The sequence below is a fragment of the Pantoea sp. X-Soil-ISGK-355 genome (assembly GCF_059730805.1).
On record NZ_AP035971.1, the window covers coordinates 674,280 to 688,356 of the forward strand.

A 14,077-nucleotide genomic window follows, 5' to 3' on the forward strand; every position below is an offset into this window, starting at 1 on the left:
TGGGTGGTTGTTATGTTATTCGGTAAGCTGGAGCCGGGCCTGCTGGAGACGGTGCAGGGTGATCTTCCTGACCTCCGCCTTACTGACGGCGATGTGATCGGTCAGGATGCGTTGTGCCTCGATGGTCTGCTGCTGAAAGATCGCCTGTAAAATCTGCGCATGTTCCTGATAAGTGGCATAGACGCGGTCATCACGGGTGAAGTCGAGCCGACGGATAATGCGGATCTTCTCCGTGAGTTCGGCGTGAATGCGTGCCATCTCCGGGTTACCCGCTGCCGCGACCAGCGTCATGTGAAACGCCTCGTCATGCTGCGACACCACCAGGCCCTCGGTGAGCGCCTCTGCCTCACACCAGAACTGATTCAGTTCGCTTAACAGCGCGCCAGACTGCGGCGCAGGCAGGGCGCAGAGGCGTTTTACCGCCTCGCACTCCAGCACCGTGCGCAGGTCATACAGCGATTCGAACCAGGCGAAATCGAAATTTTTAACCTGCCAGCCGCTGCGAAACCACACTTCGACAAAGCCTTCGCGCTCCAGCCGGAACAGCGCCTGGCGCACCGGCGTGCGGCTGACCGCCATCCGTCCGGCGATTTCGCTTTCGCTGAAACGATCGCCCGGCATCAGGCGAAAGGCGAAAATATCGGCCTTCAGCGCCTGATAGACCCGTTCGGCCAGCGCTTCCGGGCGCGCTTTAGGGGATTGAGGTTGGGTTGTCATCGGCGCTCCTTATTCCAGCCACAGCAGGGTGTCGCCAGGACTGACCGGACGGCCCGCCTGACAGGCAATCCGCGTTACCCGACCGGCCTGCGGGGCGACAATCGCCAGCTCCATCTTCATCGCCTCGACGATAATCAGCGTCTGCCCGGCGCTGACTGCGTCGCCCGGCTGCACCAGCACTTTCCAGATGTTGCCATTGAGGTCCGCCTGCACCGGCAGCCCGTTCTCCTCCTCTTCGATGACGCTGGCAGGCGTGTCATCCGCCTGCGTTGCGTTCTGCTCTTCCTGCGCCCAGAGCTGCACTTCCTGTTCAAAGGCGGTGGCCTGGCGCTGGCGGAACGCGGCAATCTCAGCGGCGTGGTCGGCGAGGAACTGCTGGTGGGCGGCAAAATCAAACTGCGTCTCTTCAATACGCAGGCTGGCACGACCTTCCCGGAAATCTTCGCGCAGCTGGTTCAGTTCGGTTTCACTTACCGGATAGAAGCGTACCTGATCGAAGAAGCGCAGCAGCCACGGCGCATCGGGCGCGAACTGCGGGTTTTTCAGGAAGGTGTTCCAGATAGGCAGCGTGCGGCCCACCAGCTGATAGCCGCCGGGCGAATCCATGCCGTAGATACACATATACATGCCGCCAATCCCGACGGTGCCTTCGGCGGTGAAGGTGCGTGCCGGACTGTATTTAGAACTCAGCAGGCGATGGCGCGGATCGATCGGCACGGCACAGGGTGCGCCAAGATAGACGTCGCCCAGCCCCAGCACCAGATAGCTGGCGTCGAACAGGGTGTCGCGTACCTCATCGCGGCTGCTTAAACCGTTAATGCGCTGGATAAAATCGACGTTGTTGGGCAGCCAGGGCGCGCTGGCACGCACCGTCTCCTGATAGCGGCTGACCGCACCCAGCGTGGCGCTGTCTTCAAATGCCATCGGCATCCACACCACGCGGGAGGGCACTTTCAGCGTGCTGACGTCGCCCAGCGTCGCTTCCAGCGCCAGCAGCAGTGACATCAGCCGGGACTGGCTAATGATGCGGCTGTCGTAACGCACCTGCAGCGAACGCACACCAGGCGACAGCTCCCCGACACCCGTCTCCGCCTGCGCCGTTAGCGCATTCATCAGCAGATGGACGCGCAGGCGCAGCGCCAGGTCCAGCACGTTGTCACCATACTCAATCAGCACATATTTATCGCCCGCCTGGCGATAGACCACTTTTGGCGTGCTGTTGGTAGCCTCAATGGCGGCCAGAATCGTGGCGGAGCCGTGAGCGGTTTCGGCCAGCGACGGCACGGCAAAGGTTGGTGGATGTTCCGGTCGCAGGGTGTCGACCAGGTGCATCTGTGCTTTTTCCCGCGCCAGCGCATCGTCTGCCGTAATGGGATGGAAGCGGATGGTGTCGCCAGGTTTGACCTGACCCACTTTCCACAGCTCGGCTTTGGCGATAGTTACCGGACAGACAAAGCCGCCCAGGCTCGGGCCATCGTGCGTCAGGATCACCGGGAAGTCGCCGGTGAAATTGACCGCGCCGATGGCATATTCACAGTCGTGAACGTTGGAGGGGTGCAGGCCCGCTTCGCCGCCGTTGGCGCGGGTCCAGGTCGGTTTCGGGCCAACCAGCCGCACGCCGAGGCGGTTGGAGTTGTAGTGCACCTGCCAGTCGCTGGCAAAGAACTCGTCTATGGCAGCCTGGGTGAAGAAGTCTGGTGCGCCGTGCGGGCCGTAGAGCACGCCGATGCGCCATTCACTGCCGTAGTGCGGAATCAGTGCGGTATCGAGTGGCTGCGGATCGCTGACTGGCGCAGGCGTGGTGCAGGCTGCCCGTTCAGGCTGTGAGATCGCCAGCATATCAGCCACGCGCAGGGTACGTCCGGCGTGACCGCCAAACTGTCCCAGTGAAAAGGTGCTGCGGCTGCCCAGATATTCCGGCACGTCGAAGCCGTTACGCACCGCCAGATAGCTGCGGCAGCCGGTCCGCGCGCGTCCCAGCGCCAGAGTCTGTCCCGCTTTCACGGCCAGCGGCTGCCAGGTGCTGACCGGTTCTCCATCAAGCCGGGCGTTGCAGTCCGCGCCGGTCAGCGCCAGAATGGCATCGCAGTGGAAACGCAGCGTCGGTCCCTGCAGAGTAAATTCCAGGCCTGCGGCTGATTCATGGTTACCGACGATGCGGTTCGCCAACCGGAACGCGAGGTCATCCATCGGGCCGGAAGGCGGCACACCAATATCCCAGTAGCCGAGGCGACCAGGGTAGTCCTGAACCGAACTGAAGGTGCCGGGCTGCAGCACTTCCACTACGGAGGAGGCAGGGACGACGCTGTCGAGGTAGCGCGTCCAGACGTTGCCACTGCGAAAAGCGTCGCTGGTGGTGATCTGGCGCAGATAGTCGAGGTTGGTGGCGATGCCATGCAGCTGCGTGGCATCCAGCGCCTGGTGTAGTTTTTCCAGCGCCGCATCGCGGGTGCTGGCATGCACAATCAGCTTGGCGATCATTGGATCGTAGAAGCTGGAGACCTCGCTACCGGTTTCGATGCCGCTGTCGACCCGCACGCCGTCAGGGAAGGTAACGCCGGTGAGCAGGCCGGGGCTGGGCTGAAAGTTCTTCAGCGGATCTTCCGCGTAGAGCCGCACCTCAATGGCCGCGCCCTTTGGAGGCCGCTGCAGACGTGCCCAGTCCACCGCATCGCCCGCCGCCACCTGCAACATGCATTCGACCAGATCGAGTCCGGTGACGCATTCTGTGACCGGATGTTCCACCTGCAGACGGGTGTTCACTTCCAGAAAGTAAAAGGTCTGCTGGTCGACGTCGTAGATATACTCCACGGTACCTGCGCTGCGGTAGTTAACCCGCTCGCCGAGCCGAACCGCCGAGGCGAGCAGGGCGTCACGCGTCGCCTGCGATAAACCGGGTGCCGGCGTCTCTTCCACCACCTTCTGATTGCGGCGCTGCAGTGAGCAGTCGCGTTCGCCCAGTGCCACCACGATGCCGGTGCCATCACCAAAAATCTGCACTTCAACGTGGCGGGCGCGATCGATACAGCGCTCCAGAAAAACGCCGGCATCACTGAAGAACTGTTCGCCCAGACGGCGCACGCTCTCCCAGGCGCTGGCGAGCGCATCGGCATCGGCGCAGCGCGTCAGGCCAATGCCGCCGCCGCCCGCCGTGCTTTTCAGCATCACCGGATAGCCTATTTCATCGGCGGCCTGTAACGCCGCCTCCAGCGAGGCGAGCAGCGGTGTACCTGGTGTCATCGGGACACCCGCGCTGGCTGCCAGCTCACGGGCGCGGTGCTTCAGGCCGAACTCACCAATCTGCTGCGCGGTAGGGCCGACAAAGGCGATGCCCGCCGCGTCGCAGGCGTCAGCAAACGGCTGGCTTTCAGAAAGAAAACCGTAGCCTGGCCAGATCGCCTGCGCGCCGCTCTGCTGCGCCGCCGCCAGGATTTTGTCGATACGAAGATAGCTGTCGCTGGCTTTGTCGCCGCCCAGCGCGATAGCGATATCGGCCTGCTTAACGTGCTGCGCGTTGCGGTCAGCGTCGGAGTAGACTGCGACGCTTGTCACCCCGAGGCGCTTCAGAGTGCGGATGGCGCGGCAGGCAATTTCGCCGCGGTTGGCAATCAGTACGGTGGTGAACATGCTCAGTGACTCCCCTGTGATGCCAGCCAGTTGCGCCAGCCGCCTGTTTCAGTAATCTCCAGCGCGGTCTTCAGCGCCGAGCCTTCGCAGATAAAGCCTTTCACCACCCGGCCATCAGCCAGCGTCAGGCTGCCGATACCCAGCGGGGCGGGGATCTCCGCCACAAACTCGCCAAAACGCGCGACCGGGATATCCCACAGTTCAACGGTGATCGCAGCGCCCTGTTCGTCACGCATCAGGCCGGGCTTTTTGATCGCGCCCTCCAGCAGGGCGAAGAGGCGATAGTGTGGCGCGGTCTGCGTCTCTTCGACCCAGACGGCCTTGCGTTCAGTGAGCTGGAAATTAAGTGGCATGCCGGTCAGATGCGCGCCCACGACCGCCAGCCGGACGTGGTCGGGTGAAGCGGGCAGCGAAGTGCGCCGGGTCGGAAAGGGCTGGCCGGTCGCGCCCAGCGGCAGCGCGAGCTGCTGCTGCCAGCGAAGACCAAATTCCGCCAGCGCCCGATCGTGCCAGGCTGGCGCAATCAGTGTGATGCCAGCCGGGAGATCGTCGTTGCGGAACGGGCCGGGCAGCGCCAGCGCTGAGAGGTCGGCAAGATTGGTGAAGTTGGTATAGGTGCCGAAATGTGAGTTGTAGAGAATCGGCTCCTGCTTCATCTCCTCCAGGGTGTGGATGGTGGGCGAGGTCGGCACGACCAGCGCATCAAACTGTGCCAGCGTCTGGTGTATCTGGCGCGTCAGCTCCGCCCGCAGATACTCCGCCTTATAAGCATCGACCGCGCTGTATTTCAGGCCGCTGGCGACGATCTCATGCACCACCGGGTCCATCTCCGCCGGATGATCGAGCATCCCGCCCACCGCCGCCGTGCGTTCGGCGACCCAGGCGCCGTAATAGAGTTGTTCAGCCAGCTTGCTGAACGGGGTGAAGTCGATAGGGTGCAGCGTTGCGCCGCCCGTCTGTAATGCCTCCAGCGCCTGATCCCAGGCTGCTTCGGCCGCAGCATCATCAAAAAATTCCGGGTTCAAAGGTACAGCAAAATGGGGATGAACCGGCAGGCTAGCCGGGGCGGTGCGCGGATTCACACGCGAATAGGCGTCACCGGCATCATAACCTCCCATGACGCTGGCGACGCTAAACGCATCTTCTGCCGTCAGCGCAAACACCGAAAGGGTGTCGTTGAGGCGACAGGCGGGCACCACGCCGCGCGCAGAGAACCAGCCTTTGGTCGGCTTGAGGCCGACTATATTGTTAAAGCCTGCCGGCACACGGCCCGAACCGGCGGTATCGGTGCCCAGCGAAAAAGCGACCAGCCCGCGCGCCAGCACGGATGCCGAGCCGGAGCTGGAGCCGCCACTGACATAATCAGCATTAAAGGTGTTACTGACCGCACCATAAGGCGAGCGGATTCCCACCAGACCGGTCGCGAACTGATCGAGGTTGGTTTTGCCGATGACGACGGCGCCAGCGGCTTTCAGCCGGGCGACGGCGACCGCGTCTTCGCTGGCGGTATAGGTAAAGGCAGGGCAGGCAGCGCTGGTGGGCCAGCCCGCCACATCAATATTGTCTTTGACCGCAAAGGGCACACCAAACAGCGGCAGCGAGCCGGGATCGCGCTGATAGTCCGCCAGCAGTGGCGCAATCTGTGCCGCTAACTGATCCGGGGTCGCGAGATAGATCCAGGCATTATCACGGGTATCCATCGCTGCCAGGTGTGCGCTCAGCAGTGAGGTTATCTGTTGCGGAGCCTGCTGATAGCGCTGCTGCCAGGCGGCAAGTGTCAGGCCGAGGGTTGAAGTCATAGGAAGAATTCCAGCTGGTATACAAGATGGGATTCAACAGAGCAAAGGATGTGCCACTTTTTTAAGACGATGATTCAACAGTTTAATGCATTCAGTGATAAGATTTTCTGATGATAATTTGCACAATGATGGCGCGCACGCTGAGCGATGACGGTGCGTTTAATGTCCGTATGCGTAAATTTTGCGAAGAACATGGCAAGAGTCCGGTGGCCCGGTTAGCATGAAAGACTGTCTGGCAACTCGCCGGCGCCCAGCAACAGAGGAGATTTACGTGGTGAAGTGGCGTAACTGGATGATAGGGATCTGCCTGGTCGGTTCGGCCAGCAGCGCATGGGCCGATTCGCTGGATCAACAACGGCAACGTTATCAACAAATTAAACAGGCCTGGGACAGTAACCAGATGGCGACCGTGGATCAGCTGTTGCCGACGCTCCAGGATTATCCGCTCTACCCTTATCTGCAATATCGCCTGCTGGCACAGGATCTCGATCAGGAAACCGCCCTGGCCGTGCAGAACTTTATTCGCCAGTATCCGACGCTGCCACCCGCACGCTCGCTCAGTACCCGCTTTATCAATGTGCTGGCCTGGCGTCAGGACTGGCAGGGCGTGCTGAACTTCAGTCCGACCGAACCCAAGCCGGTGCAGGCACGATGTAACTGGTATTACGCCAAATGGGCCACCGGTCAGCAGCAGGCCGCGTTTGATGGCGCAAAGCAGATCTGGCTGCGTGGCACAGCCCTGCCCGCCGACTGCGATAAGCTCTTCTCGGTATGGCAGGCTTCCGGTCAGGTTTCGCCTATTACCATCCTGGAACGTATCCGGCTGGCGATGAAAGCGGGCAACGACAGCCTGGTGAGTTATCTGGCGAAAACGTTACCTGCTGACTATCAGACCATGTCTGACGCGATACAGTCCCTGCAGCAGGATCCGTTAACGGTCAGCACGTTTGCCAGCGCCGTTGGGCCAACCGACTTCACCCGTCAGGCCACGATTTACGCCTTTACGCGCGTGGCGCGGCAGGACATGGAAAATGCCCGCAGCCTGATTCCGATACTGGTCCGGGCGCAGAAGATGGGGCCGGAAGATGAGCAGGCGCTGAAAGAGATTGTGGTCTGGCGCATGATGGGCAGCGATCTCACTTCTGAGCAGGCGCGCTGGCGCGATGCGGTGGTGATGAACAGTGAGTCAACCGCGCTGGTGGAACGCCGGGTGCGCCTGGCGCTTTCTCAGCATGACAGACGCGGTCTGAACACCTGGATCGCCCGTCTGCCGCTGGAGGCCAAAGAGAAAGATGAGTGGCAGTACTGGCAGGCTGACCTGCTATTTGAGAAAGATCGTAAAGAGGAAGCGGAAGAGATTCTGCGCAAGCTGATGCAGGCGCGTGGCTTCTATCCGATGGTGGCCGCACAGCGGCTTGGCGTTGACTACCCGTTGCAGGTGGATGAAGCGCCGAAGCCTGACAGTGCCACTGTGCAGGGACCGGAGCTGGCCCGCGTGCGCGAACTGATGTACTGGGGGCTGGATAATCTGGCACGCAGCGAGTGGAGCAATCTGATTGCCAGCCGCACCCACACGCAGCAGCAGATGCTGGCGCGTTACGCCAATGAGCAGGACTGGTGGGATCTCAGCGTGCAGGCGACTATCACCGCAAAAATGTGGGACAGCCTGAAAGAGCGCTTCCCGCTGGCGTGGCAGAGCGTCTATGAGCGTAACACCGAGATCAAACAGATCCCGCCGAGCTATGCGATGGCGATTTCGCGTCAGGAAAGCGCCTGGAACCCAAAAGCGCATTCGCCGGTCGGGGCGAGTGGTCTTATGCAGATTATGCCTGCCACCGCGGCGCACACCGTGAAGATGTATAACATTCCTGGCTACAGCAATACCAGCCAGCTGCTGGATCCGGAAACCAATATCCAGATCGGCACGCAGTATCTGGAATATGTCTATCAGCAGTTTAACCAGAACCGGATCTTCGCCTCTGCCGCCTATAATGCCGGGCCGGGCCGGGTGCGAAGCTGGCAGAAAACCAGTGCAGGCAATCTCGACGCCGTCGCGTTTATTGAGACCATTCCGTTCTCTGAAACGCGCGGCTACGTGAAGAATGTGCTGGCGTATGACGCCTACTATCGTCACTTCATGGGCAAGCCTGACAAGATCCTGTCAGATGCTGAGTGGAATCGCCGTTACTAGCTGTGCTAAGCTTCCGTACTCTTTAGCGAGTACGGAAGCCTCTTCATGACCCATTCTGATTCCCCTTCTACCGATGCGCATTCGCCAGAAGATAGCTGGCAACGCTTTGTCGTGCTGATGCAGCAGGCCTTTGCCGATGGTCATGCATTGCCCCTGATGCAACTGATGATGACGCCTGATGAGCGGGAAGCATTCGGCACCCGACTGCGGATTATCGAAGAGTTGATGAACGGCGAAATGAGCCAGCGCGAGCTGAAAAATGAGCTCGGCGTCGGCATCGCAACCATTACCCGTGGCTCTAACAGCCTGAAAGAGGCGCCCCCAGAGCTGAAACGCTGGCTGGAAGCGCATCTGGGACGCACCTGATCACTGCTGGTAAAGCGGATGGACGAACGGGCAGAGTGCCAGAATCAGTGCCTGATGATAGACACTGGAGCGACTGAGCAGGCCGTTCGTGAACGCCCCGATAGCACCCCCCTGGTGTTTGATATTGTCGATGCCGGTTAACCGCGCCATCTCGTCGCCCAGCTCACGGCCTTCACGCAGGCCTGCCAGCACGACTGGCGGCAGGGTAAAACTGGCCGAGCGCGATTCGCCGCGCTGCTTCTGGTTTTCCACGACCATCCAGGCAAATGCGGTGTCATCTTCAATGCCTGCCTCAATCGCTACCCAGAACGCCGCTTCAGGCCGGACCTGTCGGGCATTCATGACGCGCTGACGTGCGCCTGTTCGCGTTTCCAGATGGGTTAACGGTTGTGCTGCTACGCCGCTATCGACCTCGACCCCTTCAATATGGCAGGATCCCTCGCCGAAAACGTCGCTGAAAGCCTGAGCAATCGCGTGAATCTTCGCTGGGTTGGTTGTGGCTGCGACAACATGGTACATAATTGATTGAACCCTCAGGTGATTAAGAGCCTGGCCCATCAGGCGATTTTATGGGCTGGTCTGAACCTGGGCAGTGCCACGATCCTCGCGTACTCCGTGTACGCCGGATTATTCCGCACGCTCCGTGTCCAGACTGTCTGCAACAATGACGCCTGATGGGACAGGCTCTGAGACGATTTTTGTCGCAGTATAACGGAAACTAACATGCTACAGGTCTATCTTGTTCGTCACGGTGAAACGGTATGGAATGCGGAACGCCGCATTCAGGGGCAATCCGACAGTCCGCTGACGGAAAAAGGTGAGCAACAGGCTTATCAGGTGGGTGAGTGCGTCAAACATCTGGGCATCACGCACGTGATTGCCAGCGATCTGGGACGTACGCGCCGCACCGCGGAGATTATTGCGGACGCCTGCGGATGCGCAGTGACGCTGGATCCGCGGCTGCGTGAGTTGAATATGGGCGTACTGGAGAAGCGTCCGCTGGATGGTTTAACGGCGGAGGAAGAGCAGTGGCGCGCCACGCTGGTCAACGGCACCGAAGGCGGTCGCATTCCAGAAGGCGAGTCGATGACGGAGATGGCGACGCGCATGCACGCCGCGCTGAATGCCTGTCGCGAACTGCCTGTCGGAAGCCGTCCGCTGCTGGTCAGTCACGGTATGGCACTGGGATCGCTGGTCAGTACGATTCTCGGTCTGCCCGCGTATGCGGAACGTCGCCTGCGTCTGCGTAACTGCTCAATCTCACGTGTCGATTATCAGCAGAGTGCCTGGCTGGCAGAAGGGTGGATTGTGGAGACGGCGGGGGATATTTCCCATCTTGACGCGCCTGCGCTCGACGAGCTGCAACGCTGATGTCGTGAAAGCTGCCGTCCACAGACGGCAGCCCTGATCTTAGCTGGCGACAGTCTGACGGCGAATCGGAATCAGATATTCGCACCGAATCTCGGTCGGTGGCTCGCTAAGCTTTTTACCGCCATGAGTATAAAAGCGTTCGATGTCCTGTCCCTGACGACGGGTCAGTCCCAGCGTTGGCATGCAGGTGCCATAAAGCAGCAGGATAAATTCCTGCAGATTGACGCGCGGGCCGTTGTAGGTGAACTGCACGTAATCGCCCGCTTCCAGAATAACACTCTGGCCGGAGTGCAGGTTGACCGCGCTGTCAGCAGGCACCGCCGTGGTGTAGAGAATCTCCTGCTCATCATCTTTGTCCTGGCTGGCACGCACCTGATGCAGGCCATACAGCACCGGCGGAACCGTGTCCGTTTCCAGCAGGAACTGCTTCCAGAAGTGAATCCGCATCTCGTCGCGATAGCTGGAGATCTGCTCCAGAATACAGGTGTAGTTCTGGGTTTGCCCCACCAGTACCGTTTCCGGCAGGGTAACGAAAGCCGGTTCCGGCTGCGTCTCATCGTCCAGGCGAATCGGGGGACGAATACCGAATGAGTTCCAGTCGGAAGAGCGACGATACCAGGCCGGAGTCTGAGCAAACTGCTTTTTGAATGCGCGAGTAAAAGTTTGCTGTGAATCAAAACGATACTGCAGGGCGATGTCCAGAATCGGGCGACTGGTCAGCCGCAGCGCGACAGCAGCTTTCGACAGACGACGCGCACGGATATAGGCACCTATTGCGTGACCGGTTACGTCCTTGAACATCCTTTGTAAATGCCATTTAGAGTAACCGGCTTTCTGGGCAACATTGTCCAGTGAAAGGGGTTGATCCAGATGGCTCTCCAGCCAGACAAGCAAATCGCGAATGATACCGGCTTGGTCCATAAAACATCCTCATACTCTGGTGGTGCAGCTAAACGCATTCGAAGAATATTAGCACTCATTGCTCAAAAGACGTGGGCCGTTTTCCGGGGAAGGTTGTGCTAAATCAGTACGGGCTTAAACCCGTTTTAGTTTGGTCATTAATTCGTTTGACAGTACATTACATTCTCATCTATTCCATTTGCAATGGTAACTCCATGACAATAACGCGTCTTATGATCGCTGTGCTGACCACGCTGACCTTTTCCAGCCCGCTGCTTGCCGAACAGATTGGCTCTGTTGATACGGTATTCAAGATATTCGGGCCTGACCACAAAATCATTGTTGAAGCATTCGATGACCCGGACGTTAAAAATGTAACCTGTTATATCAGCCGGGCGAAGACCGGCGGTATTAAAGGCGGACTGGGGCTGGCAGAAGATACCTCTGATGCCGCGATTTCCTGTCAGCAGGTCGGTCCGGTCGAACTGAGTGATAAAATTGCGCAGGGCAAAGCGGAGGGAGAAGTGGTCTTCCGCCAGCGTACCTCTCTAATCTTCAAGAAGCTGCAGGTTGTACGCTTCTTCGACAAAAAGCGCAATGCTCTGGTCTATCTGACCTACTCCGATAAAGTGGTCGACGGTTCACCGAAAAATGCGCTCAGCGCCGTGCCGATTATGCCGTGGCACTGATTAACCTGCTGTATTGAGCGCAAAAAAAACGCCCGCAGGGGCGTTTATTGTTTATCGCATCTGACAGCTGCTTAATCCTGCAGATCACCACAGAAGCGATAACCTTCACCATGGATGGTGGCGATGATCTCAGGCGTGTCCGGCGTAGATTCGAAATGCTTGCGGATACGACGGATGGTGACATCAACGGTGCGATCGTGCGGCTTAAGGTCGCGGCCGGTCATTTTTTTCAGCAAATCGGCACGGGTCTGAATTTTGCCTGGATTTTCGCAGAAGTGCAGCATGGCGCGGAACTCACTGCGTGGCAATTTGTAGTGCTCGCCGTTCGGGTTGATCAGTGAGCGGCTGTTGATATCCAGCTCCCAACCGTTGAATTTGTAACTCTCTACCTGACGGCGCTCTTCGCCTGGCATCGCCAGGTTCATGGTGCGCGACAGCAGGTTGCGGGCACGAATAGTCAGCTCACGCGGGTTAAACGGTTTGGTGATGTAGTCGTCAGCGCCAATTTCCAGACCAAGAATTTTATCGACTTCGTTGTCACGGCCGGTCAGGAACATCAGAGCGACATTGGCCTGCTCACGCAGTTCACGGGCCAGTAGCAGGCCGTTTTTACCGGGCAGGTTGATGTCCATAATGACCAGGTTAACGTCATTGTCAGTCAGCACCTGATGCATTTCAGCGCCATCAGTCGCCTCGTACACCACATAACCTTCCGCCTCAAAAATGCTCTTGAGGGTATTACGCGTGACCAGTTCGTCTTCAACGATAAGAATGTGCGGGGTCTGCATGTTTAGCTACCTAAAATTTGCCAACAAATTGAAAACAGGGCGTACAGCGGTATGGCGTTCTCCATCATCGAGAGCGGCGGGCCGCGCTGAACCGTTGTACGAAATCATATTTTGATAAGCCATCTATCAACGTCAACAACAGTATTAGCTCAGCCAGTCAGGATGAAAATTGCATGCCCCGGGCGTTAATGATAATGGCGCATATCCTAACTGTATTAACAGCAACCTAACAGCACCAACTACAACCGATAAGCATAAAAACAACGCTTCGTTGACTTATATCAAATGCAATTGTAGCACGTTAACACTTTTGTGAAAAACTTCTCGCAGAATGCCTGTTTAGCTCACAAAAAGCATCATTTACGTTACATTTATCACGCCTGTGACCCAAAATGAAACCAGCGGGTAATCACATTCTATCTCTTTGAAGTTAAATAAATTAATAATGATTTCTTTAATAAGGCGGGTTTCGGGGATAAAAATATTCAGGGCATCACTTTTCACTGGTTTTAACATTGTTAACACCCGATTTTCTTGTCGCCTTCTGACAACTGGATCATTAACAGTCATGTTAATATGGCGTTATGTAAATGGACCAATGGAATAAATATGCTTTTTCCCCTGATTCTCGTCTCGCCCGCGCGGCCAGAAAATATCGGCGCTGCGGCGCGTGCCATGAAAACTATGGGGTTCAGCCAGCTGCGCATCGTTGCCAGCGACGCCTGGCAGGATCCGGCAGCGCGCCGGGTAGCCCATGGCGCAGGTGAGATCCTCGATAATGTTCAGGCCTTTACTACGCTTGCCGAGGCTTTAGCGGATATCGATTTTTCGGTCGCGACGACGGCGCGCAGCCGGGCAAAGTTCCGTTACTATGCCACACCCGAGCAGGTTGAAACGCAACTGCTGGAAAAGCGTCAGTGGGTCAACAGCATGGCGCTGGTGTTTGGCCGCGAAGATAGCGGGCTGACCAACGAGGAGCTGGAGCAGGTCGATCTGCTGACCGGCATCCCGATGGCAAATGATTATCCTTCACTGAATCTCGGTCAGGCAGTGATGGTTTACTGCTATCAGCTGTCGAAGCTGAATCAGGTTGAAGCGCCGGTCGCGTCCGCTGCCGACGGGCAGCAGCTGCAGGCGCTGCGTCAGCGTTTCCATCAGCTGCTGGCGCAACTCGATGTCAGTGATGATGAGAAGCTGTCAGACTGGATCGATCAGCGAGTGGGTTTGCTGGAACAGCGTGACAGCGCGATGCTGCATCGTCTGCTGCACGATATTGAAAAAAAACTCACAGATAAATCCTCGGCAAAAAGCTGATTTTACAGCAACAGATCGCAGGGAATTTCTGCATCGCAAACGATCGAACAGCGTTTTGCGATTTGACCGGAGGCTGTGCGCAGTGGTGGAAAACTGTCCGCCGGACAAATCGGGTTGACTTAATGTGCGCTTTGCTTTACTTCTGGAAGCAAGACGGACAGACAAAAACAGACAGAAAATAAATCTAAATGCGTAAAATCAGCCTGAACACCACAATTATTACCACCACCATTACCTCAGGTAACGGTGCGGGCTGACGCATACAGGAAAAACAGAAAACAAGCCCGCACCTAAACAGTGCGGGCTTTTTTTTCG

12 protein-coding genes and 1 other annotated feature are annotated in these 14,077 nt (G+C 58.0%); of the genes, 6 read left to right on the forward strand and 6 right to left on the reverse strand.

Annotated elements, in window-relative coordinates:
- Window positions 1-15 precede the first annotated feature (15 nt).
- The 3 genes from AC6I8J_RS02925 to atzF are packed head-to-tail and all read right to left on the reverse strand — an operon-like array spanning window position 16 to window position 6,143.
- A complete protein-coding gene (locus AC6I8J_RS02925) occupies window positions 16-717 on the reverse strand; it encodes a GntR family transcriptional regulator (RefSeq protein ID WP_161731722.1) in 702 nt (233 codons plus the stop codon).
- A 9-nt stretch (window positions 718-726) separates the two neighbouring features.
- Window positions 727-4,344: an urea carboxylase gene (gene uca / locus AC6I8J_RS02930; RefSeq protein WP_497825076.1), complete on the reverse strand. Its 3,618-nt coding sequence runs from the start codon at window positions 4,342-4,344 to the stop codon at window positions 727-729.
- A 2-nt stretch (window positions 4,345-4,346) separates the two neighbouring features.
- Window positions 4,347-6,143: an allophanate hydrolase gene (gene atzF / locus AC6I8J_RS02935; RefSeq protein ID WP_497825077.1), complete on the reverse strand. Its 1,797-nt coding sequence runs from the start codon at window positions 6,141-6,143 to the stop codon at window positions 4,347-4,349.
- A 271-nt stretch (window positions 6,144-6,414) separates the two neighbouring features.
- Here atzF and sltY point away from each other — a divergent pair, with 271 nt between their 5' ends.
- Window positions 6,415-8,334, forward strand: coding sequence for a murein transglycosylase (gene sltY / locus AC6I8J_RS02940; protein ID WP_161731716.1), 1,920 nt, complete (start codon window positions 6,415-6,417; stop codon window positions 8,332-8,334).
- A 45-nt stretch (window positions 8,335-8,379) separates the two neighbouring features.
- Window positions 8,380-8,700, forward strand: a complete 321-nt coding sequence (gene trpR, locus AC6I8J_RS02945; RefSeq protein WP_222924588.1) for a trp operon repressor — start codon at window positions 8,380-8,382, stop codon at window positions 8,698-8,700.
- Here trpR and yjjX read toward each other — a convergent pair whose 3' ends face one another.
- Window positions 8,701-9,219, reverse strand: coding sequence for an inosine/xanthosine triphosphatase (gene yjjX, locus AC6I8J_RS02950; RefSeq protein ID WP_161731712.1), 519 nt, complete (start codon window positions 9,217-9,219; stop codon window positions 8,701-8,703).
- Window positions 9,220-9,423: 204 nt separating this feature from the next.
- On the opposite strand from yjjX, the gene gpmB reads away from it, so the two are divergent.
- Window positions 9,424-10,071 carry a 2,3-diphosphoglycerate-dependent phosphoglycerate mutase GpmB gene (gpmB, locus tag AC6I8J_RS02955; RefSeq protein WP_497825078.1) on the forward strand — a complete coding sequence of 216 codons (648 nt, stop codon included), beginning with the start codon at window positions 9,424-9,426 and terminating at the stop codon, window positions 10,069-10,071.
- A gap of 39 nt (window positions 10,072-10,110) precedes the next feature.
- Here gpmB and robA read toward each other — a convergent pair whose 3' ends face one another.
- Entirely contained in the window at window positions 10,111-10,992 is an 882-nt protein-coding gene (gene robA / locus AC6I8J_RS02960) for an MDR efflux pump AcrAB transcriptional activator RobA (protein ID WP_161731708.1), read from the reverse strand.
- A 194-nt stretch (window positions 10,993-11,186) separates the two neighbouring features.
- Between robA and creA the strand changes: the two genes are divergently transcribed.
- Window positions 11,187-11,660 (forward strand): protein CreA, encoded by a 474-nt coding sequence (creA, locus tag AC6I8J_RS02965; RefSeq protein WP_161731706.1) that lies wholly within the window; start codon window positions 11,187-11,189, stop codon window positions 11,658-11,660.
- A 71-nt stretch (window positions 11,661-11,731) separates the two neighbouring features.
- Here the strand turns inward: creA and arcA are convergent, their stop codons facing one another.
- Window positions 11,732-12,448, reverse strand: a complete 717-nt coding sequence (gene arcA / locus AC6I8J_RS02970) for a two-component system response regulator ArcA (protein ID WP_010253677.1) — start codon at window positions 12,446-12,448, stop codon at window positions 11,732-11,734.
- A gap of 609 nt (window positions 12,449-13,057) precedes the next feature.
- On the opposite strand from arcA, the gene AC6I8J_RS02975 reads away from it, so the two are divergent.
- Both AC6I8J_RS02975 and thrL read left to right on the forward strand, forming a co-directional pair.
- Window positions 13,058-13,762 carry a tRNA/rRNA methyltransferase gene (locus AC6I8J_RS02975; RefSeq protein WP_161731704.1) on the forward strand — a complete coding sequence of 235 codons (705 nt, stop codon included), beginning with the start codon at window positions 13,058-13,060 and terminating at the stop codon, window positions 13,760-13,762.
- A 188-nt stretch (window positions 13,763-13,950) separates the two neighbouring features.
- Window positions 13,951-14,019, forward strand: coding sequence for a thr operon leader peptide (gene thrL, locus AC6I8J_RS02980; protein ID WP_071822204.1), 69 nt, complete (start codon window positions 13,951-13,953; stop codon window positions 14,017-14,019).
- Window positions 13,958-14,076, forward strand: a sequence feature (Thr leader region). (Overlaps the previous gene by 62 nt.)
- The last annotated feature ends 1 nt before the right edge of the window (window position 14,077 follow it).

What these genes read in the sequence shown, in the direction of transcription:
- AC6I8J_RS02925 (WP_161731722.1), bottom strand. Translation starts at nt 717, where the DNA reads ATGACAACCCAACCTCAATCCCCTAAAGCGCGCCCGGAAGCGCTGGCC.
- uca (WP_497825076.1), bottom strand. Translation starts at nt 4,344, where the DNA reads ATGTTCACCACCGTACTGATTGCCAACCGCGGCGAAATTGCCTGCCGC.
- atzF (WP_497825077.1), bottom strand. Translation starts at nt 6,143, where the DNA reads ATGACTTCAACCCTCGGCCTGACACTTGCCGCCTGGCAGCAGCGCTAT.
- trpR (WP_222924588.1), top strand. Translation starts at nt 8,380, where the DNA reads ATGACCCATTCTGATTCCCCTTCTACCGATGCGCATTCGCCAGAAGAT.
- yjjX (WP_161731712.1), bottom strand. Translation starts at nt 9,219, where the DNA reads ATGTACCATGTTGTCGCAGCCACAACCAACCCAGCGAAGATTCACGCG.
- gpmB (WP_497825078.1), top strand. Translation starts at nt 9,424, where the DNA reads ATGCTACAGGTCTATCTTGTTCGTCACGGTGAAACGGTATGGAATGCG.
- robA (WP_161731708.1), bottom strand. Translation starts at nt 10,992, where the DNA reads ATGGACCAAGCCGGTATCATTCGCGATTTGCTTGTCTGGCTGGAGAGC.
- creA (WP_161731706.1), top strand. Translation starts at nt 11,187, where the DNA reads ATGACAATAACGCGTCTTATGATCGCTGTGCTGACCACGCTGACCTTT.
- arcA (WP_010253677.1), bottom strand. Translation starts at nt 12,448, where the DNA reads ATGCAGACCCCGCACATTCTTATCGTTGAAGACGAACTGGTCACGCGT.
- AC6I8J_RS02975 (WP_161731704.1), top strand. Translation starts at nt 13,058, where the DNA reads ATGCTTTTTCCCCTGATTCTCGTCTCGCCCGCGCGGCCAGAAAATATC.